The organism is Massilia sp. TSP1-1-2 (assembly GCF_049896185.1).
In the GTDB taxonomy this organism is placed as follows: Bacteria; Pseudomonadota; Gammaproteobacteria; order Burkholderiales; family Burkholderiaceae_D; genus Telluria_A.
The window spans coordinates 36,149-53,676 of record NZ_JAFCTU010000038.1 but is presented as its reverse complement, the minus strand read 5'-3'; the positions used below and the strand labels follow the sequence as shown (position 1 = coordinate 53,676).

Genomic DNA, 17,528 nt, shown 5'->3' with positions numbered 1-17,528 from the left:
CATCCGAACTACGGTCAGCGCCAAGCGATGCCGAAAAACCGTAAGCGCGATGGAGATTCATGCAACATTCGGGCTAGAGGCATTCAGCGACGGCGTCATCGCGATCATCATCACCATCATGGTTCTGGAACTCAAGGTGCCGCACGGCGACTCGCTCGGCGCGCTGCTTCCGCTTGTACCCGTGCTGCTCAGCTACGTCCTCAGCTTCATCTACGTCGGCATCTACTGGAATAATCACCACCATCTACTCCACGCAGTCAGCCACGTCACCGGCGCCGTCCTCTGGGCCAACCTGCACCTGCTGTTCTGGCTGTCGCTGATTCCCTTCGTCACTGGCTGGATGGGTGAAAACCACTTTGCCACGCTGCCCGTGGCCGCTTACGGCGTGGTCCTGTTCATGTGCGCCGTCGCCTATGCAATCCTGGTCCGCTGCCTGATGCGCCAGCAGGGCGAGCATATGCTCGCCGAAGCCATCGGCCGCGACCGCAAGGGCCTGCTGTCGCTGTTGTGCTATCCAATCGGCGTGGGCGCCGCGTTCGTTCATCCCTGGCTCGGCTTCGCCTTCTACATCTGCGTCGCGCTCGTCTGGCTGGTTCTTGATCGCCGGATTGAAGGTCGCCTGAAGTCATAGCTCTCCAGCACTGATAAATTTATTTTCAGTAAGACCATGCACCGTCCCGCTCAGTGGTATATGGTGTTTGCGTGCGCTCATTGGAGCGTAAATGCCACCAAAGTGATGTCATGAACGAAGAATTACTGATGCCCGAAGTCGCCGGCGTGCACGCCGATATCCTGTACGGCGTCGCCGCCCCCAATTTGCTGCGCGAGGAAGTCCTCGCTGACCTGCTCGAAGCGAGCGCCAGACGCTCGCCCGACCAGATCGCCCTCATTTTCGGCACCACCGAACTCACCTACGACCAGCTCGATCGTCTGGCCGACCTGGCCGCCTCGCGCCTGATCGACGCTGGCGTGCGGCCCGGCCATATCGTCGGGCTGTGGATCGAGCGCGGCATCGATCTGCTGGTCCTGCAGGCGGCTATCGCCAAAACCGGCGCCGCCTGGCTGCCGGTCGACCAGGATACCCCTGTCGAGCGGCTGCTGGTCTGCGTCGATGACGCCGCCGCCTTTGGCGTGGTCACCAGCGCGGCACTGAGCGCCCAACTGGCTGGCGCCGCTTTTCCGGTCTGGCAGGCGCCGCTGCTGCTTGCCCCGCTCGAGCATGGCGGCGTGCTGCGCCGGCGCGGCCCCTTGACGCCCGACAACCCGGCCTACGTCATCTATACTTCCGGCTCCACGGGTAAGCCCAAGGGCATCGTCATCTCCCAGCGCAGCATTTGCCACTTCCTGCGCAGCGAGAACCAGGTGCTCGGCATTGTCGCGCAGGACCGGGTCTACCAGGGTTTCTCGGTGGCGTTCGACATGTCGTTCGAAGAAATCTGGATCGCCTACCTGGTCGGCGCCACGCTCTGGATCGGCCCCAAGGACGTGGCGGGCGACCCGGAAACGCTGCCGCGCATGCTGGCCGCCAACCGCGTCACCGTCCTGCACGCGGTGCCCACCTTGTTGGCGCTGTTCAGCGAAGACGTTCCGTGCCTGCGCCTGATTAACCTTGGCGGCGAAATGTGTCCCGAATCGGTCGTCGAGCGTTGGTCCAGCCCCGGCCGCCAGATCTTCAACACCTACGGCCCGACCGAAGCGACGGTGTCGGCCAGCCTGGCGCGTCTGGAACCGGGGCGCCCGATCACGATCGGCACGCCCTTGCCCAACTACGGCTTGCTGGTCATTGCCACCGAAGGCGCGGCGCTGGCGCTGCAGCCGCGCGGCAGCACCGGCGAGCTGTGCATCACCGGCCCCGGGCTGGCGGCGGGCTACTTGGGCCGGCCCGACCTGACGGCCGAGAAATTCCTGCCCAATCCCTGGTCTAGCGGCGTGCATGACGCCTTCCTGTACCGCACGGGCGACCTGGCCCGCATCGATCCCGACGGCCAGGTGCAGTGCCTGGGGCGCACTGACGACCAGGTCAAGATCCGCGGCTTTCGGGTGGAACTGGGCGAAATCGAAGCGGTGCTGGCGCACCAGGGCGGCGTGGGAACGGTCGCGGTTTTGCTGCGCAACGATGACGGCATCGACCAACTGGTCGCCTACATCGTACGTTCGGGCGGCGAAGGCGGCGAAGGCGTCGACAGTGTGCGCCTGCGCCACGCGCTGGCCGCGCTGCTGCCGCCGTACATGGTGCCGGGCCGCTTCGAGACGCTGGCGCTGATGCCGCGCCTGACCTCCGGCAAGATTGACCGCAAGGCGCTCAGGGCCATGCCGCTCAGCGCCGCGGCGCCAGGCGCCGCAGGCGAGTCGGACCTGCCCGACACCCCCGCGGAAGTTGCGCTGTTCAAGGCGCTCGCCACGCTGTTCCCGGGCGCGGCGATCCGGCGCGAGGCGGATTTTTTCACCGACCTTGGCGGGCACTCGTTTTTTGCCGCGCGCCTGGCGTCGGCCCTGCGCGCCGACCCCGCTTTTGCCCACGTGACGGTGCGCGACATTTACCAGCAGCGCCAGATCGGGCGCATCGCCGCCGTGCTGGCCGAGGCCGGGGTCGCGCAGCAGGCGCAGGCCGACTGGGAGGCGCCTTCCAGCCTCAAGCGCTGGACCTGCGCCGTGGCGCAGGCGGCCGCCGTGCCGCCGCTGGTGACGCTGCGCATGGCGCAGTGGCTGGCGCCGTTTTTCACCTACCACTTTTTCTCGGGCGAGCCGGGCGACTCGGTGGCGCGCGCGATTGCCGCCTCGATCGTCGTCTTCCTGCTGGCCACCTTGATGGAGTTCCTGGTCGCCATCGCCGGCAAGTGGCTCGTTGCCGGCCGCATGCAAGCCGGCTCCTATCCGCTGTGGGGCTGGACATACTATCGCTGGTGGCTGGCCGACCGCCTGATCGAAGGCGCGCCGGTCTACCTGCTAAGCGGCTCGTCGCTCGGCAACTGGTGGCTGCGCGCGCTTGGCGCCAAGGTGGGGCGCTCGGTGATCATCGGCTCGATGACGTTGCGCGCGCCCGACCTGCTGCGCGTGGGCGACGGCGTTAGCATCGGCAACGCCGTCAACATTGAAAACGCGCGGGTCGAACGGGGCCGCCTGCTGCTCGGCCAGGTGGAACTGGGCGACGATGCCTGCGTCTCCTCGTTCTGCGTCCTGGAAGGTAATACCGCCGTCGGCGCACTCGGCCATGTGGAGGGCCAGTCGGCGCTCGCTGATGGCGTGCGCGTGCCGCCCGGGCGCGTATGGGGCGGGTCGCCCGCGCGCGATATCGGCCCTTTTGTGCCGGATGTGCCGCCGCGCCCGCCAGTCGGGCGCTTGCGCCTGGCCGGGGAAGGGCTGTTTTTCGTGTTCGGCATGCTGCTCGTGTCGACGCTGTTCTTCATGCCGGTATTTCCCAGCTTCATACTGATCGACTGGCTCGATGAAATCGATGTGCTGCCATGGCTGCGCAGCGGCGACCTGGGAACCGAACTGGTGCGCTATTTCGTGCTCGCCTTTCCCGCCAGCGCGGTGCTGATCACGATGACGCTGCTGGTGTCGGCCGGCATCCGCTGGGGCTTCCTGCCGCGCCTCACACCGGGCCGCTCCCGCGTTCACAGCAACACGTACTGCGCCAAGTGGCTGGTCAGCCACATCCAGGAATCGAGCTTGAATGTGCTGCACGGCATTTATGCAACCGTGTTCGCCTCCACCTGGTATCGCTTGCTGGGCGCCAAGGTCGGGCGCGACGCGGAAATTTCGACGGCGCTTGGCGTCGTGCCCGACATGCTCACGCTGGGCGACGAAACCTTCATTGCCGACGGCGTCATGCTGGGCGACGAGCAGATCGACGGCGGCTGGATGACTACCGAGGCAACCGTCGTGTCGCACCGCAGTTTTGTCGGCAACGGCAGCTATATTCCAGACGGCACCATCCTGCCCGAGCGGGTGCTGGTCGGGGTCCATACGCATGCGCCTTGCAACGGGCAAATGGCCAGCGGCGACACCTGGCTGGGTTCACCGCCCATCCATTTGCCGGCGCGCGAAGAAACCAGCGGCTACCCCGAATCGCTGACCTACCGGCCGTCGCCGCAGCGCCGGTTGGGCCGCACGCTGGTCGAATCGTTCCGGATCGTCGCGCCCCATGCACTGGTGATTGCGGTCGGTTACACCATCGTCCTGAACGTGATGCCGCTGGCCGGCGCCGAACGCTGGCGCGAGGTGGTGCTGTACCTGGCGCTGTCCGGGCTGGGCTACTGCGCCGTCAATTTCTTGCTGGTGCTGGGGATGAAATGGCTGCTGCTCGGGCGCTACCGCAAGCGCGCCGCGCCCATGTGGACCAGCTTTGTCTGGCTCTCCGAAGGCGTCACCAATATGTATGAAGGGATCGCGGTGCCCAACTTCATGCGCTACCTGCGCGGCACGCCGTGGCTGCCGGTCGCGTTCCGCCTGCTCGGCTGCAAGATCGGCAAGGGCGTCTATCTGGACACCACCGACATCACCGAATTTGATTGCGTGAGCATCGGCGACTACAGCGAACTCAATGCCTTGGCATGCCCGCAAACGCACTTGTTCGAGGACCGCGTCATGAAGATCGACCGGGTCGAGATCGGCCGCAAGGTGTACATGGGGCCCCGCAGTTCGGTGCTCTACAGCGCATCCGTAGGCGACAATGCCCGGGTCGGACCGTTGACGCTGGTGATGAAGGGCGAGTTCATCCCGCCTGGCACCAGCTGGGCCGGTTGTCCCGCGGCGCTGGTGCGCTGATGCCGCTGATGCACATTGTGATGGTCGAGCCCGGCCTGCATGTGGTGCGGGTGGACACGGCTTATGCGCCGCGCGCAACGGCGCGCCTGCAGATCCGCGCCGCGCTGCGCGAACTCGTTGGCAGCAAGCTGGGCATGTCCCCCGACGAAGTGGCGATCCGCTCAGTGGCCGGTGCCGCGCCGCAGCTGCTGCTCAATGGGCACCCGTCGGCGCAGGGCGTGTCGATCACCCACGCCGGGCCCTTTGCTTTTGCCGCGTTCAATGCGCGCGGCGCGGTCGGCATCGACGTCATGCAGGTGCAGGAGACGCCTGATATGGATCGGGTGGCGCTCGACTACCTGGGGCGGGAAGTGCGCGATATGCTGGCCATCGTGTCGCCCGCGCGGCGCGCCGATCTGTTTGCGCACGCGTGGGCGCGGCGCGAAGCGCACCTCAAATGCCTGGGGCTGGAACTGGGGGAATTCAAGCCGCTGCCGGGCAATTGCCGGGTGCATGCGCTCGCGGTACCGGATGGCTATGTCGGGGTGCTGGTGACGCCGCCGGTGCGTTAGCCGGTGCCTTAGCCGAACATCTGCAACGTTGTGTAGCTGCCGTCCGAGGCCGGCGCTGACGACATCAGGTGGTAGGCGTGGATGGGCCAGTTGACAGATCGCGCGGCATCCGGCAAGGCGGCGCCTGTTGCGCGGCGCGCTAGTGTCACGTGGGGACGGTAGGGCCGCTGGTCGACAGCCAGGCCGGCGGCGTGCAGCGCGGCTTGCAGGTTGGCGTGCAGCGCGTGCAGGGCGGGTGGAACAGTGTCCGGTTCAAGTACGGCAATGCCGTGCGGCCAAAGTGCTGCATGTGTCAAGCGCAGGGAAAACGATTCGCAAGGCACTTGCAGTTCGGGCAGGCGCGTGAGCGGGACATCGCCCAGGAAATGCAGCGTCAAGTGCAGGCGCGCCGTTTTTACCGGCGTTGCCGAGCACGGCCAGGAGCAGGCGTCGCGCCAGGCAGCGAGATGGTTGCGCACTGCAGGGTCGGGCAGCAGGGCAATGAAGAGGCGGGGTGCGGGTGTCATGGGGGCACTCTACAGCGGTGCGCCGCACGGTGGCGCAGGCTAGATGCCCGCCGTGGACGTTCGGTGCCGAGCGCCAGGGTTAGCGCCAATCTGGCGGAATGCGCTCACGCTTTTCCGCCCTACGGTCCGTGGTAAACGTAGGGCGGAAAAGGGCAAGGCCCGCATTCCGCCATGTTGCAGCCTCGGCCCAACCAGCAGTGTTGGTCAGCCAGTCACATCAAAAGCAATGTTCCTGCGTCGGAAAACTGCCATCCTTGACCGCACCAACGTAAGCGCTCACTGCGGCGTCGATATTGGTCTGGCCTTCCATGAAGTTTTTCACGAACTTGGCTTTGCGGCCCGGGAACACGCCCAGCAGGTCGTGCATGACCAACACCTGGCCCGAGCAGTCGGGGCCGGCGCCGATGCCGATCGTCGGCATGGTCAGCAGTTCCGTCACTTCCTTGCCCAGCGCCGTCGGAATCGCTTCGATCACCAGCAGCACCGCGCCAGCTTCTTGCAGCAGCTTGGCGTCGGCCTTCAAGTGTTCGGCGCTTTCAATCGTCTTGCCCTGCACCTTGTAGCCGCCCAGCTGATGCACGGACTGCGGCGTCAGACCCAGGTGCGCGCAGACGGGCACGGCGCGGTCCGTGAGGAAGCGTACCGTCTCGGCCAGCCACGCGCCGCCTTCGAGCTTGACCATGTGGGCGCCAGCCTGGATCAGCTTGACGGCGTTGTCAAAAGCCGCTTGCGGAGTGGCGTAGCTGCCAAAAGGCATATCGGCCAGCACCATCGCGCTCTTGTTGCCGCGCGCGACTGCGGCCGTGTGGTAGGCCACTTCGGCCACCGTGACCGGCAGGGTGGAAGTGTGGCCATTGCAGACCATGCCGAGCGAATCGCCGATCAGCAGCACTTCGACCCCGCAGCGGTCCATCAGCGACGCGAAACTGGCGTCGTAGCAGGTGAGCATGGCAATCTTGTTGCCGGCCGCGCGCATCGCATTCAAGCTTGGGATCGTCACCGCCTTGGTGACCACCGGTTTCACAGGCGCAGGAGTGTTGCCGCCAGCCATGTCCTTACCTTGCAAGTAACCGCTCATGATGATCCTTTGATATTGAAAATGGGATGTCCGCGCTAGTGTAATGCGAACCGGGGGAATGTGCTGGGAGCCTAGCTGCGGAAGATGAAATACACGGCCCCGACCAGGCACAAGCCCGCCCATACATAATCGAGCTTGAACGGCTGGTTCATGTAAAACATCGCAAACGGCACGAACACGGTCAGCGTGATCGCTTCCTGCAAAATCTTGAGCTGCGCCAGGCTGTACTGGGTGTTGCCGATCCGGTTCGCCGGCACCTGCAGCAGGTACTCGAACAGTGCAATCCCCCAGCTCACCAGCGCCGCATACCACCACACCCGGGTCGACATATTCTTCAAGTGTCCGTACCAGGCAAAGGTCATGAAGACGTTCGACATGGTCAGCAGCACGGTGGTCTGGACGATAACGGGAATCTGCATGCCTACTCCATCGTTTCGATGCCTTGCCCCGCCACTGCGGGCAAAAAGCCGCTCGCCAGCCCGCGCCCCGGAACCATGATGCCGGGCGCGATCTCCAGCAGCGGCACCAGCACGAACGCGCGTTCAAGCATGCGCGGATGCGGCACGTGCAGCGCGGGCAGGTCGATCTGCTCGTCGCCATACAATAAAATATCCAGGTCCAGCGTGCGTGGCGCATTGCGATAAGGCCGCTCGCGTCCATGCGCCAGTTCGATGGCATGCAGGGCCGTCAGCAGCGCCGCTGCGGCCAGCGGCGTCTCGATGCACGCCACCGCATTGACGTAATCGGCACCCGACGAATCGATCGGCGCGGTGCGGTATTTGCTTGACGCGGCCAACACGCGGCAGCCGTCCAGCGCGGCAAGGCGCACCAGCGCGTCGTCGACATTGGCGCTGGCGTCGCCCAGGTTGGCGCCAATGCCGATGTAGGCGATCATTCTTCGGTGGCGCCGCCGCCTTCGGCTTCGCCTTCAGCACCGGTTTTCTGGCGCGGGCCGCGGCGCGGCGGACGCTTGCGTTTGGCTCCCGCGGGCGAAGCCACGGCAGTGGTCAAGAGCTGCTCGCGTTCGACCGCGTCGCCTTCATAGAAAGCGGTCCACCATTCGCCGATGTCCATGTCGATCTCGCCCGACTCGCAGCGCAGCAGCAAAAAGTCGTAGCCGGCACGGAAACGCAGATGCTCGAGCAGCTTGTACGGCGCCTTGCCGTTGCGCCGCTCAAAGCGCGGCTGCATCGACCAGATGTCGCGCATGTCCGAACCGATCTTACGCTGCAGGGCTAGTTTTTCGGTCTGCGAATCGAGCACGTCGTCGGCGGCCAGATGCAGCGCCGGAATCGGCGACTCGCCGGCGGCGCGGTAGGCAGTCCATTTTTCCACCACCTGGTGCCACAGCAGCGAGGCAAACAGAAAGCCGGGCGAGACGCCTTTGCCGGCCTTGATCCGGTTGTCGGTCGATTCGAGCGCCAGTGTGACGAACTTCATGCCGATCGGCTGCTCGAGCACCACGTCGAGCAGCGGCAGCAGGCCATGGTGCAAGCCTTCCTTGCGCAGCTGCTGCAGGCAGGCCAGCGCGTGGCCGCTCATGAGCAGCTTGAGCATTTCGTCGAACACGCGCGCGGCCGGCACGTTGTTGATCAGCGGCGCCATCACCGCGATCGGCTCGCGGGTGTGCGGCTCGATCGTGAACTGCAGCTTGGCCGCAAAGCGCACCACGCGCAGCATGCGCACCGGGTCTTCGCGATAGCGCGCTTCGGGCTGGCCGATGATGCGCAAGGTCTTGTCGCGGATGTCGGCAATGCCGCCATGGTAGTCCAGCACTTCTTGCGTGGCCGGGTCGTAGTACATGGCGTTGATGGTGAAGTCGCGCCGCATCGCGTCTTCGTGCTGGGGCCCGAAATGATTGTCGCGCAAGACGCGCCCGTGTTCATCCTTGGGCGCCGACGCTTCGCCGGCGCCGCGAAAGGTCGTCACTTCCAGCAAATCCTGGCCGAACATCACGTGCACGATCTGGAAGCGCTTGCCGATGATGAAGGCGCGCCGGAACAGCCGCTTGACCTGGTCGGGCGTGGCGTCGGTGGCAATGTCGAAGTCCTTGGGTTTGACGCCCAGCAGCAGGTCGCGCACCGCGCCGCCGACCACGAACGCCTTGTAGCCCGCCTCCTGCAGCGAGGACGTCACCCGGATCGCGTTCGACGACAGCAGCCTGGGGTCGATCCCGTGTTCGGCCGCGGTCAGGATGATGGGCTGCGTCAGGTCGCGCACCGGCTGCTTGTCTTTGACGCCCAAAATTTTGCGGATGAATTTTTTAATCATTGAATAGGAAAAGTGAAGGCCAGCCAAGGCTCGTTGCGTGCGTTGATAGCGCAGCGTTCGGGTTGGTCGCAACAGGGTGGGTGACGACGGACAGGAGGGGGATATCGTTGTGCGAATCGCTGTAGAAGTGGCTGCTGCCAAACCCGGAGAGGGGCGTGCCGATCTGTTCCAGCCATGCGTGGGTGTGGGTGACTTTGCCGGGACCGGAAGTGGGGCTGCCGAGCAGCTTGCCGGTCAGGTTGCCGTGCGCGTCTTCCTCGGGCACGGCGGCGATCAGGTGTTCGACCCCGAGTGCGGCGGCGATCGGCGCCGTCACGAAGCGGTTGGTGGCGGTGATGATGCAGACCAGGTCACCGGCATCCAAGTGCTTTTGCAGCAGCGCGCGCGCCTGCGGCAGGATCGCCGGCGCAATCACTTCAGCCATGAACTGCGCGTGCATGGCGTCCAGGCGCGTGCGGGGAAAGCGCGCCAGCGTGCCAAGGGCGAATTCAAGGTACTCGACCGGGTCGAGCGTGCCGGCCTGGTACTGGGCGAAAAAATCGTCGTTGGCGCGCTTGAAGGCGACCGCATCGACAGCGCCCGTACGGACCAGGAACTGGCCCCATTCGTAATCCGAGTCAATCGGCAGCAGGGTGTGGTCGAGGTCAAACAGGGCCAGGTTCTTCATTCTTTGGGAGCGTTCAATAGCAGGTCGCGCAGCAGCGGCAGGGTGACCGGGCGCTGGGTTTCGAGGGAATAGTGATCAAGCGCTTCGAGCATCGTCGACAAAGAGCGCATGTCGCGCTTGAAATGGGATAGGAGATAGGGTAACACGCTGGCCGAAAGCGTCAAACCACGCGCTTCGGCGGCATGGGTGAGGGCGGCGATTTTTTCCTCGTCCGACAGGCCGTGAATCTGGTAGATTAGGCCCCAGCCCATGCGCGTGCGCAGGTCTTCGCGCACCGGCAGTACGGCCGGCGGCACCGGGCCGGTCGAGACCATGTAGGCGCCGTGTTCGCGGATCTGGTTAAACAGCGCAAAAGCGTCGATCTGGGCCGCGGCCGACAGCCTGTCGCAGTCGTCGAGCAGGTACAGCGACACGTCGGGGGTGTAGACGAAGTCGGCCTCGGTCGCGTCCGCGCCGATATAGCGCGAAGCGCTCGTGGCGGCCAGGCCCTGCAACAGGTGGGTCTTGCCGGCCGCGCTCTCGCCCCACAGGTAGGCGAAATGCTCGCGCGCGCTGCGCTGCGCGAACTGGTGCATCAGGTGCGCCATCTCGGCGTTCTGGCCGACCTCGAAGGTGTCGAGGCTGCGGGCTTGTTCGGCGCCCAGGTCGAGTACCAGCTGTTTCATGGTCTAAATGCCCGCCAGAACGCCGGCCGGAAGGCGGCGCGTTGCTGGTCCTGGAAAAGGGTCGATGGCATGTAGTTTTGTTGTAATGTGGGTTAATTCGGCTGACGGCGGGCCGTTTTGATAAAATAGCGGATTGTCCAGTTTTAGCCCGGGTTCAGTCCAGATTCGGCCCGAACAGGTCCACCGCCCTCTATTTTACCGCCTCCGCCGCCAAATACACCATGAGCCAATCTTCTAATGTTTCCCTCTCCTACCGCGATGCCGGTGTCGATATCGATGCCGGCGACGCGCTGGTCGAAGCGATCAAGCCGTTTGCCAAGCGCACCATGCGCGAAGGCGTCATGGGCGGCCTCGGCGGTTTCGGCGCCATGTTCGAGATCAGCAAGAAGTTCAAGGAGCCGGTGCTGGTCTCGGGCACCGACGGCGTGGGCACCAAGCTCAGGCTCGCTTTCGAGCTGAACCGGCACGACACGGTCGGCATCGACCTGGTCGCCATGAGCGTGAACGACATCCTGGTGCAGGGCGCGGAACCCTTGTTCTTCCTCGATTATTTCGCGTGCGGCAAGCTCGACGTGCCGACCGCAACTGCCGTCGTCAAGGGCATCGCCCAGGGCTGCGAGCAGGCCGGCTGCGCGCTGATCGGCGGCGAAACTGCGGAAATGCCGAGCATGTACCCGGCCGGCGAATACGACCTGGCCGGTTTCGCCGTCGGCGCGGTCGAAAAATCGAAGATCATCGACGGCACCAAGATTTGCCCGGGCGACGTGGTGCTGGGGCTGGCCTCGTCGGGCGTGCACTCGAACGGTTATTCGCTGGTGCGCAAGATCATTGAAGTGGCCAAGCCGGACCTGGAAGGCGACTTTCATGGCCGCAAGCTGTCCGACGTGCTGATGGAGCCGACCCGCATTTACGTCAAGCCGCTGCTGGCGCTGATGGAAGCGATGGAAGTGAAGGGCATGGTCCACATCACCGGCGGCGGCCTGGTTGAAAACATCCCGCGCGTGCTGCAGCCGGGGCTGACGGCAGTGCTCGACTCCAAGGCATGGACCATGCCGCCGCTGTTCCAGTGGCTGCAGCAGCACGGCAACGTGGCGGATGCCGAGATGCACCGCGTGTTCAACTGCGGCATCGGCATGATCGTCATCGTCTCGCCAGAAAACGCCGACGCCGCGTTCGCGCAGCTGCAAGCGGCCGGCGAAACCGTCTCGCGCATCGGCGCCGTCCGCGCGCGCGCGGGCGACGAGCACCAGACCATCGTCGAATAAATCTCACCCCGGGGTGGATCGCCGGGGTGGTGGTGTCTCAGCTTTCGCGCACCAGCTTGCAATAGACGGGCATCACATCCGGGCGCCCGAAGGTGTCGTTGTGTCCCGCGCCCGGCGCCAGGTGCCACTGCTTGCGCTGACCGGGAATGGCGTCAAACACCTTGCGCGCCAGCGGGGGCGGCGTGACCTTGTCGGCGCCGCCCACCAGCACCAGGCTGGCGCCGCCGTAGCCGCCCATGGCCGCGACATTGTCGAGCGCCCTGAGCCCCGCTTCCACCTTCACCTCGCTCACTAAAGTGACGTACCACGGCACAGCGGCGTCGACCCAGTCCTGCACATTGCTGGTGGTCGATTCGAGCACGATGCCGCGCGCGGACGGGCGCTGCTGCGCCACGTAGGCGGCCAGAATGCTGCCCAGCGATTGCCCGTGCACGATCACCCCGCCCGGAAACTGCGCGCTGACATGGTCGTACAGGCGCACCGCGTCGGCCGCCATGCGCTGCATATTCGGTTGCCCGCTGCTGCGCCCGTAGCCGCGATAGTCGAACACGGCCACGCCGGTGCCGCACGAGGCAAGCAGCGGCAAAAGCTCGGCGCCGTGCTGGTCGAGGTGGAACATGTTGCCGCCGAAGTAGAGCACGGCGCGCGTGGCGCCAGGTGGCTGAAAGCGGATGCCGCGCAGCACGGCGCCGTCGGGCGTGGCAATTTCTTCGTCGCGCAGCACGCCCGCGCCAAGGTGCTTGGCCGCGTCCACGCGCGCCGCTGCGGGCGTGCCGGGCTTGTCCGGCTTGATGAAATTGCGCTCGCCTACTTCCATGGTGCCGCAACCTGACAGCGCGGCGGCAATGAGCAATACGGGTAAGGCACGCATACGCGGCTCCTGTTGGATGATAAAATAAATGTATCACAATCATTTATACATGTTTTACAGTAATAAATTACTGTATAACAATCAAAATTTTATCATGAAAACAGAAATTCGCGTGATCCGGGTGCTGCTTGCCGCCTGCGCGGTCTTGCAGCTGGTGTTTTTTGTGCTGGGCTGGAGCGGCGTTTTGCCGCTTGGGTTTTTCATGCAGATCAGCCCGGACGGCATGAGCGCCGCCGCCGCGCGCGCGCTCGCCCCTGCGCACAGGCTGGCCGGTGTGCTGGCCGGTTTGCCGGTGCTGCTCACGCTCGGCTACGGCCTGTGGCGATTGCTGCGCGCGCTGGCCAACATCGAGCGCCGCGCCCTGTTCGATCTCGACACCATCGCCCACGTGCGCGCTTTTGCCGGCGCCGCGCTGGCCTCGACCTGCCTTGCCATTGTCGAGGCGCCAGTGCGAACGCTGGCGTTTCGGCTGATCGGCAACGCGCCAGAAAACCGGGTGTCGATTGGCGTCACCAGCACCGAACTGCTGCTGATCCTCGTATGCGCGCTGTTTTACCTGATTATCCGGCTGATGCATGAAGGGCGCCGCCTGGCCGAGGACAACGAGGGTTTCGTCTGATGAGCATCGTGATCCACTTGGACCTGATGCTGGCGCGGCGCAAGGTCAAGTCGAAGGACCTGGCCGCCTACATCGGCATCACCGAGCAGAACCTGTCGCTGCTCAAGTCCGGCAAGGTCAAGGGCATCCGTTTTGGCACCCTGGCCAAGATCTGCGAGCATCTGGCATGCCAGCCGGGCGACATCATCGAATGGATTGACGATGGCGAAGGGGCGCCGGGAGACGGCGTGGCCGACAGCGACGCTACTCCCTAAGGTTGGCCGATATTTTTCTCGAGGAATTTTTCGACGCGGCCCCAGAAGTCGACGCGCGTCTTCGGCAAGGCCCAGCCATGCCCTTCTTCGGGATACAGCACCCACTCCACGTTCGGATTGGTCTTTTTTACCGCTTCGTAAAACAGTGTGCCGTGGTAGCTGGGCACGCGCCGGTCGGCGCCGCCGTAGGCCAGCAGCAGCGGTTAAGTAATGCGCGCGGCCTGTTCGATGGGCGAGGTTGCCTTCAGCTGCGCCGCGTCCTTGTCCACGTCGCCCACCAGTACCGGCATGCCGTACTTGAGGTAGCGTTCGGTGAGGTCGCTGTCGAAATACCACTGGCCGTTGCGCAGCAGCGCAATGTCGGTCACGCCAACCCAGTCCACGCCGCACTTGAACAGGTCCGGATCGTTGACCAGTCCCATCAGCGTGGCGTAGCCGCCGTAGCTGGCACCGGCGATGCAGATGCGCTTGGGGTCGGCCAAGCCTTGCGCGATCGCCCACTTGGCGCCGTCGGCAATATCGTCCTGCATCTTCAAGCCCCATTGCTTCCAGCCGGCGCGAAAGTGCTTGCTGCCAAAGCCGGTGCTGCCGCGGTAGGACGGCTCGAGCACCGCATAGCCGCGCGAGGCGAGAAATTGCGACTCCGGCTGCCAGCCCCATGAATTGCCGCGCACGTAAGGCCCGCCGTGCACCAGCACCACCAGCGGCAGGCCGGCGCGCCGGCCTCCGGCCGGCAGCGTCAGCAGGCCGGGAATGGTCAGGCCGTCGCGCGCGGTGTAGCTGATGGCTTGCTGGGTGCCCATCCGTTCCGGCTTGATGGCAGGATTGGTGCTGCCGATGCGCTTGAAGGCCTTGGTCGCGCTGTTGTAGAGCAGCAGCGTCCTGGGCCGTACGTCAGCATACGATTCCACCAGCACCCACGGCGTTTCGCCGCGCGTGGCCACGCTGAGCAGGTTGACGGTGCCGGGCAAGCTCTTGTCGACCTCGGCCTGCACGGCCTTCATGGCCGGATCGAACCACAGCGTGTTTTCGGCGTCGGTGACGACCCGAAAGCCGAGCAAGCCGGACTTGCCCATGATCAGGCGGCCATTGAAATCGTAGTCATCGGCGACGACCAGTGGCTTGTCGCTGAGCTTAGCGCTGAGCTTGCCGCTGGCGAGCTCGAGCGTGTGCAGGGCGATCTTGTCCTTGCCCTTGCTGGCGGCGACATACAGCGTGCCGTCAGCGCCAAAGGCGAGCGGCGAAAAGGCGCCCGGTCCGCCCTTGAAGGCGTCGAAGGTGACGAGCGCGCGCCAGGCCTGGGTGGCCGGATCGCGGTACTGCACCGACTGGCTGTCGTTTTCCCCCGTGATGGCCAGGCGCGGCTCGCCCGCCTGGTCCAGCACCCAGCCCTGGACGTGTTCCGGAGCGTCAACCTTTTTTGCGCGGCCGGTGAGCGTGTCGAGCAGCAGCAAGTCCACTTCCTGAAACTCGCCGCCCGCCATCCGGCGGCTGTAGACATACAAGGCGTCTGAATTCTGGGCCCCGGCCTGCCTGGCGAGATAGGTGTGCCACGGCAGCATCACCCGGCCGTTGGCAACGCGCACCGGCGTGCGCCCGACGTTGTCCCTGCGGTCGGCCAGCTGCAGCGCGCCGCTGCCGTCGACATTGGCCGCGTACAGGCCGGGGCCATTGTGCATCTGCCCCTGCGCTGCCTGGCGGTCGCGCGTGGCATATACCAGGCGCTTGTCATTGACCCACTGAAAGTCGCCGATATCGGCGTCGCGGAAATTGGCGGCCACGGACACGCGCCCGTCCACCAGGTCCAGCACGGTCAGCTCGTCGCGCTTGCCGGGGGCGCCGGTGACCACGGCCAACAGCTTGCCGTTGGGCGAGAGCTGCGGGTGGCTAAAGCGCGCACTGGCGAAAAAGCTGTCGATGGGAGGCAATGCTTCGGCGGCGCGCGCGCTGGTCGCAACGGCGCAGGAGAGTAGCGCGATTGCCGCGCTCAAGCGGGCAATTCTGGCCAGGGGGAACGGCATCGCATGACTCCGGTAGCTGGCAAAGTTGCCCAGTCAGAAGAGTATCATTATGATAATGTTGACACCTGTAGTCAGAGACGGTATTGCGCGAAAAAATGACCGGGGTCAGATCGACAGTCTGGCCCCGGGTCGCCGCCGACTTATTTATTCAGGATTTTAGCCACCGGCGCGGCGCGCAGGCGGTGCGCGTCCGGCATGCCGCCGCCCAGCAGCGGGCGCAGGTAAGCGCGAAAAGCGTCGGTCACGTCGGTGCCGCTCTCGCTGATGAACAGGTCTTCCATCACGCGCGTCTTGCCGGCCACGTCTTCGAGCGGCATCAGTTGATACTCGACCGCGTAGTCGCCGCTGCGCTTGATGGCGACCGACCCGTCTTGATCCCCCCACATGGCGAACTGTACTGCCTTTTCGCCCACCTCGCGCGCTTCGCGCTGGTCGACGTCCGAGACGCAACCCATGAACGAGCGCTGCAGGTAGCCGAAGGTGTCGCCGCGCACCCGCTTGATGCCCAGCTTGGCCTTGATTTCGTCGCACAGCAAATCGGCCAGCGCGCCGGTGCCCGACAGTTGTACATTGCCGTGCGCATCGCGCTCGACTTCGGACGACAGCAAACTGGCGATCGCTTCGCCCGACGCATCATGGATGCCTTCGGAGACGGCGATCACGCAGCGGCCATACTGCGCATAGGTGCGCTTGACGTCTGCCAAAAAATTTTCCAGAACAAAGGTGCGCTCGGGCAGGTAAATCAGGTGCGGGCCATCGTCCGGGAATTTTTTGCCCAGGGCAGCGGCCGCGGTCAGAAAACCCGCATGGCGGCCCATGACCACGCCCACGTACACGCCCGGCAGCGAGCGGTTGTCCAGGTTGGCGCCGGCGAACGCTTGCGCCACGAAGCGCGCGGCCGACGGAAAGCCCGGCGTGTGGTCATTGCCGACCAAATCGTTGTCGATGGTCTTGGGAATGTGGATGCAACGCAGCGGATAGCCGGCCTTTTTCGCTTCCAGGCTGACGATGCGCACCGTGTCGGACGAATCGTTGCCGCCAATGTAAAAGAAGTGTTCGATCTCGTGCGCGCGCAGCACTTCAAAAATTTTCTGGCAGTAGGCGATGTCGGGCTTGTCGCGCGTCGAACCCAGGGCTGACGAGGGCGTGGCGCCCACCAGTTCGAGGTTGGCGCTGGTTTCCTGGGTCAGGTCAATGAACGCTTCGTCGACGATGCCGCGCACGCCGTGCATGGCGCCGTACACGCGGGTGACGTTACTGAAGCGGCGCGCTTCGAGCACCACGCCGACCATCGACTGGTTGATGACGGCGGTAGGGCCGCCTCCCTGGGCTACCAGAATTTTTCCCGACGACATGCGCATCTCCTTGAGTGAACCGATTTAACGGCAAGCTTAACCCGAATTGGGGACCGGCTGTTTTTGGCACGTTTACAGACAGTTCGCCTCAAGCCGGCGCATGCTGCAGTTGCCGATGCGCGCTGCGTTCAGCCTGGCCGCCTCGGCGCGTTCTTTTGCCAGCGTGTCTTTGGCCAGCTGGTCTTGCGACTGCTTGCCTTGCACCGGTTTGGCTTGCCCACCTTGGCGCTGCCCGCCGCGCGCAGCGTTGGCAACGGGATGGGCGCCATAGGTTCGCGCGCCGCCTTCCCTCGCGTTCCGTTCAGCCAGGCGCTGCCTGAACTGCTTGTCGGCGACGCGCAACTGCGCGCGTTCGCGCGTCAAGCGCGCGCTGCTGGCCTGTTCCGTCTCGGGCGCGGGCACCGCGAACTGTTTTGCTTCACGCGCCTGGCCAGTGCATGGCCGGCTCGAATAGGCGGTGTTGCCGCTCGCCTCGACGCACTTGTACATGGTGTCGGCAAGCGTATCCGGCGCCTGCACGGCGAGCAAGGTGGCAAGGGCGAGCAGCAGCGATGCTTGCATGGCGGACCTCCAAAAATGGAAGCGCGATGGTAGCAGCTTTAGTGACGCGCACCGGTGGGCGCGCGCGCTACGCT

General features: G+C 64.8%; 16 protein-coding genes and 1 pseudogene. 6 read left to right on the top strand and 11 right to left on the bottom strand.

From position 1 onward, the window contains the following. Nucleotides 1-49: 49 nt before the first annotated feature. The 3 genes from ACP7BV_RS23450 to ACP7BV_RS23440 all read left to right on the top strand — a co-directional run bounded on the left by ACP7BV_RS23450 (nucleotide 50) and on the right by ACP7BV_RS23440 (nucleotide 5,321). On the top strand, nucleotides 50-631 hold the full coding sequence (locus tag ACP7BV_RS23450; RefSeq protein WP_426107212.1) for a TMEM175 family protein: 582 nt from the start codon (nucleotides 50-52) through the stop codon (nucleotides 629-631). Nucleotides 632-741: 110 nt separating this feature from the next. Next, nucleotides 742-4,770, top strand: a complete 4,029-nt coding sequence (locus ACP7BV_RS23445; protein WP_426107205.1) for a Pls/PosA family non-ribosomal peptide synthetase — start codon at nucleotides 742-744, stop codon at nucleotides 4,768-4,770. Then, complete coding sequence (locus ACP7BV_RS23440; RefSeq protein WP_426107204.1) at nucleotides 4,770-5,321, top strand: 4'-phosphopantetheinyl transferase family protein; 552 nt, start codon at nucleotides 4,770-4,772, stop codon at nucleotides 5,319-5,321. The genes ACP7BV_RS23445 and ACP7BV_RS23440 overlap by 1 nt, the downstream gene beginning before the upstream one ends. A gap of 8 nt (nucleotides 5,322-5,329) precedes the next feature. Here the strand turns inward: ACP7BV_RS23440 and thpR are convergent, their stop codons facing one another. The 7 genes from thpR to hda form a co-directional block, all read right to left on the bottom strand. Further along, entirely contained in the window at nucleotides 5,330-5,827 is a 498-nt protein-coding gene (thpR, locus tag ACP7BV_RS23435; protein ID WP_426107202.1) for an RNA 2',3'-cyclic phosphodiesterase, read from the bottom strand. Between the two features lie 217 nt (nucleotides 5,828-6,044). After that, entirely contained in the window at nucleotides 6,045-6,905 is an 861-nt protein-coding gene (gene panB, locus ACP7BV_RS23430) for a 3-methyl-2-oxobutanoate hydroxymethyltransferase (RefSeq protein ID WP_426107200.1), read from the bottom strand. A gap of 71 nt (nucleotides 6,906-6,976) precedes the next feature. Continuing rightward, complete coding sequence (locus ACP7BV_RS23425; RefSeq protein WP_426107198.1) at nucleotides 6,977-7,324, bottom strand: DMT family protein; 348 nt, start codon at nucleotides 7,322-7,324, stop codon at nucleotides 6,977-6,979. A 2-nt stretch (nucleotides 7,325-7,326) separates the two neighbouring features. After that, on the bottom strand, nucleotides 7,327-7,800 hold the full coding sequence (folK, locus tag ACP7BV_RS23420) for a 2-amino-4-hydroxy-6-hydroxymethyldihydropteridine diphosphokinase (RefSeq protein ID WP_426107196.1): 474 nt from the start codon (nucleotides 7,798-7,800) through the stop codon (nucleotides 7,327-7,329). After that, on the bottom strand, nucleotides 7,797-9,176 hold the full coding sequence (pcnB, locus tag ACP7BV_RS23415; protein ID WP_426107195.1) for a polynucleotide adenylyltransferase PcnB: 1,380 nt from the start codon (nucleotides 9,174-9,176) through the stop codon (nucleotides 7,797-7,799). Before pcnB ends, folK begins: the two co-directional genes overlap by 4 nt. Then, the gene (locus ACP7BV_RS23410) at nucleotides 9,169-9,843 is read right to left on the bottom strand and encodes an HAD family hydrolase (RefSeq protein WP_426107193.1); all 675 of its coding nucleotides are present in this window, start codon (nucleotides 9,841-9,843) and stop codon (nucleotides 9,169-9,171) included. The genes pcnB and ACP7BV_RS23410 overlap by 8 nt, the downstream gene beginning before the upstream one ends. Further along, nucleotides 9,840-10,508 (bottom strand): DnaA regulatory inactivator Hda, encoded by a 669-nt coding sequence (hda, locus tag ACP7BV_RS23405; RefSeq protein WP_426107192.1) that lies wholly within the window; start codon nucleotides 10,506-10,508, stop codon nucleotides 9,840-9,842. Before hda ends, ACP7BV_RS23410 begins: the two co-directional genes overlap by 4 nt. Nucleotides 10,509-10,729: 221 nt before the next feature. Between hda and purM the strand changes: the two genes are divergently transcribed. Further along, nucleotides 10,730-11,773, top strand: a complete 1,044-nt coding sequence (gene purM, locus ACP7BV_RS23400) for a phosphoribosylformylglycinamidine cyclo-ligase (protein ID WP_426107191.1) — start codon at nucleotides 10,730-10,732, stop codon at nucleotides 11,771-11,773. 37 nt (nucleotides 11,774-11,810) lie between these two features. On the opposite strand, the gene ACP7BV_RS23395 is transcribed toward purM, so the two are convergent. Next, nucleotides 11,811-12,644 (bottom strand): alpha/beta hydrolase, encoded by an 834-nt coding sequence (locus tag ACP7BV_RS23395; protein WP_426107190.1) that lies wholly within the window; start codon nucleotides 12,642-12,644, stop codon nucleotides 11,811-11,813. A 94-nt stretch (nucleotides 12,645-12,738) separates the two neighbouring features. Between ACP7BV_RS23395 and ACP7BV_RS23390 the strand changes: the two genes are divergently transcribed. Next, nucleotides 12,739-13,263, top strand: coding sequence for a DUF2975 domain-containing protein (locus tag ACP7BV_RS23390; RefSeq protein ID WP_426107188.1), 525 nt, complete (start codon nucleotides 12,739-12,741; stop codon nucleotides 13,261-13,263). Continuing rightward, a complete protein-coding gene (locus ACP7BV_RS23385; protein ID WP_426107187.1) occupies nucleotides 13,263-13,517 on the top strand; it encodes a helix-turn-helix domain-containing protein in 255 nt (84 codons plus the stop codon). Before ACP7BV_RS23390 ends, ACP7BV_RS23385 begins: the two co-directional genes overlap by 1 nt. Here ACP7BV_RS23385 and ACP7BV_RS23380 read toward each other — a convergent pair. The 3 genes and pseudogenes from ACP7BV_RS23380 to ACP7BV_RS23370 all read right to left on the bottom strand — a co-directional run bounded on the left by ACP7BV_RS23380 (nucleotide 13,514) and on the right by ACP7BV_RS23370 (nucleotide 17,454). Then, nucleotides 13,514-15,001 (bottom strand): annotated as a pseudogene (locus tag ACP7BV_RS23380) (alpha/beta hydrolase family protein). The gene ACP7BV_RS23385 and the pseudogene ACP7BV_RS23380 overlap by 4 nt on opposite strands. Before the next feature lie 677 nt (nucleotides 15,002-15,678). Continuing rightward, nucleotides 15,679-16,893, bottom strand: a complete 1,215-nt coding sequence (locus ACP7BV_RS23375; RefSeq protein ID WP_426107185.1) for a 6-phosphofructokinase — start codon at nucleotides 16,891-16,893, stop codon at nucleotides 15,679-15,681. A 72-nt stretch (nucleotides 16,894-16,965) separates the two neighbouring features. Next, the gene (locus ACP7BV_RS23370; RefSeq protein WP_426107184.1) at nucleotides 16,966-17,454 is read right to left on the bottom strand and encodes a DUF4124 domain-containing protein; all 489 of its coding nucleotides are present in this window, start codon (nucleotides 17,452-17,454) and stop codon (nucleotides 16,966-16,968) included. Nucleotides 17,455-17,528 lie beyond the last annotated feature (74 nt).

What these genes read in the sequence shown, in the direction of transcription:
- ACP7BV_RS23390 (WP_426107188.1), top strand. Translation starts at nt 12,739, where the DNA reads ATGAAAACAGAAATTCGCGTGATCCGGGTGCTGCTTGCCGCCTGCGCG.
- ACP7BV_RS23445 (WP_426107205.1), top strand. Translation starts at nt 742, where the DNA reads ATGAACGAAGAATTACTGATGCCCGAAGTCGCCGGCGTGCACGCCGAT.
- thpR (WP_426107202.1), bottom strand. Translation starts at nt 5,827, where the DNA reads ATGACACCCGCACCCCGCCTCTTCATTGCCCTGCTGCCCGACCCTGCA.
- ACP7BV_RS23370 (WP_426107184.1), bottom strand. Translation starts at nt 17,454, where the DNA reads ATGCAAGCATCGCTGCTGCTCGCCCTTGCCACCTTGCTCGCCGTGCAG.
- pcnB (WP_426107195.1), bottom strand. Translation starts at nt 9,176, where the DNA reads ATGATTAAAAAATTCATCCGCAAAATTTTGGGCGTCAAAGACAAGCAG.
- ACP7BV_RS23425 (WP_426107198.1), bottom strand. Translation starts at nt 7,324, where the DNA reads ATGCAGATTCCCGTTATCGTCCAGACCACCGTGCTGCTGACCATGTCG.
- hda (WP_426107192.1), bottom strand. Translation starts at nt 10,508, where the DNA reads ATGAAACAGCTGGTACTCGACCTGGGCGCCGAACAAGCCCGCAGCCTC.
- ACP7BV_RS23375 (WP_426107185.1), bottom strand. Translation starts at nt 16,893, where the DNA reads ATGTCGTCGGGAAAAATTCTGGTAGCCCAGGGAGGCGGCCCTACCGCC.
- ACP7BV_RS23450 (WP_426107212.1), top strand. Translation starts at nt 50, where the DNA reads ATGGAGATTCATGCAACATTCGGGCTAGAGGCATTCAGCGACGGCGTC.
- panB (WP_426107200.1), bottom strand. Translation starts at nt 6,905, where the DNA reads ATGAGCGGTTACTTGCAAGGTAAGGACATGGCTGGCGGCAACACTCCT.
- ACP7BV_RS23385 (WP_426107187.1), top strand. Translation starts at nt 13,263, where the DNA reads ATGAGCATCGTGATCCACTTGGACCTGATGCTGGCGCGGCGCAAGGTC.
- purM (WP_426107191.1), top strand. Translation starts at nt 10,730, where the DNA reads ATGAGCCAATCTTCTAATGTTTCCCTCTCCTACCGCGATGCCGGTGTC.
- ACP7BV_RS23440 (WP_426107204.1), top strand. Translation starts at nt 4,770, where the DNA reads ATGCCGCTGATGCACATTGTGATGGTCGAGCCCGGCCTGCATGTGGTG.
- ACP7BV_RS23395 (WP_426107190.1), bottom strand. Translation starts at nt 12,644, where the DNA reads ATGCGTGCCTTACCCGTATTGCTCATTGCCGCCGCGCTGTCAGGTTGC.
- folK (WP_426107196.1), bottom strand. Translation starts at nt 7,800, where the DNA reads ATGATCGCCTACATCGGCATTGGCGCCAACCTGGGCGACGCCAGCGCC.
- ACP7BV_RS23410 (WP_426107193.1), bottom strand. Translation starts at nt 9,843, where the DNA reads ATGAAGAACCTGGCCCTGTTTGACCTCGACCACACCCTGCTGCCGATT.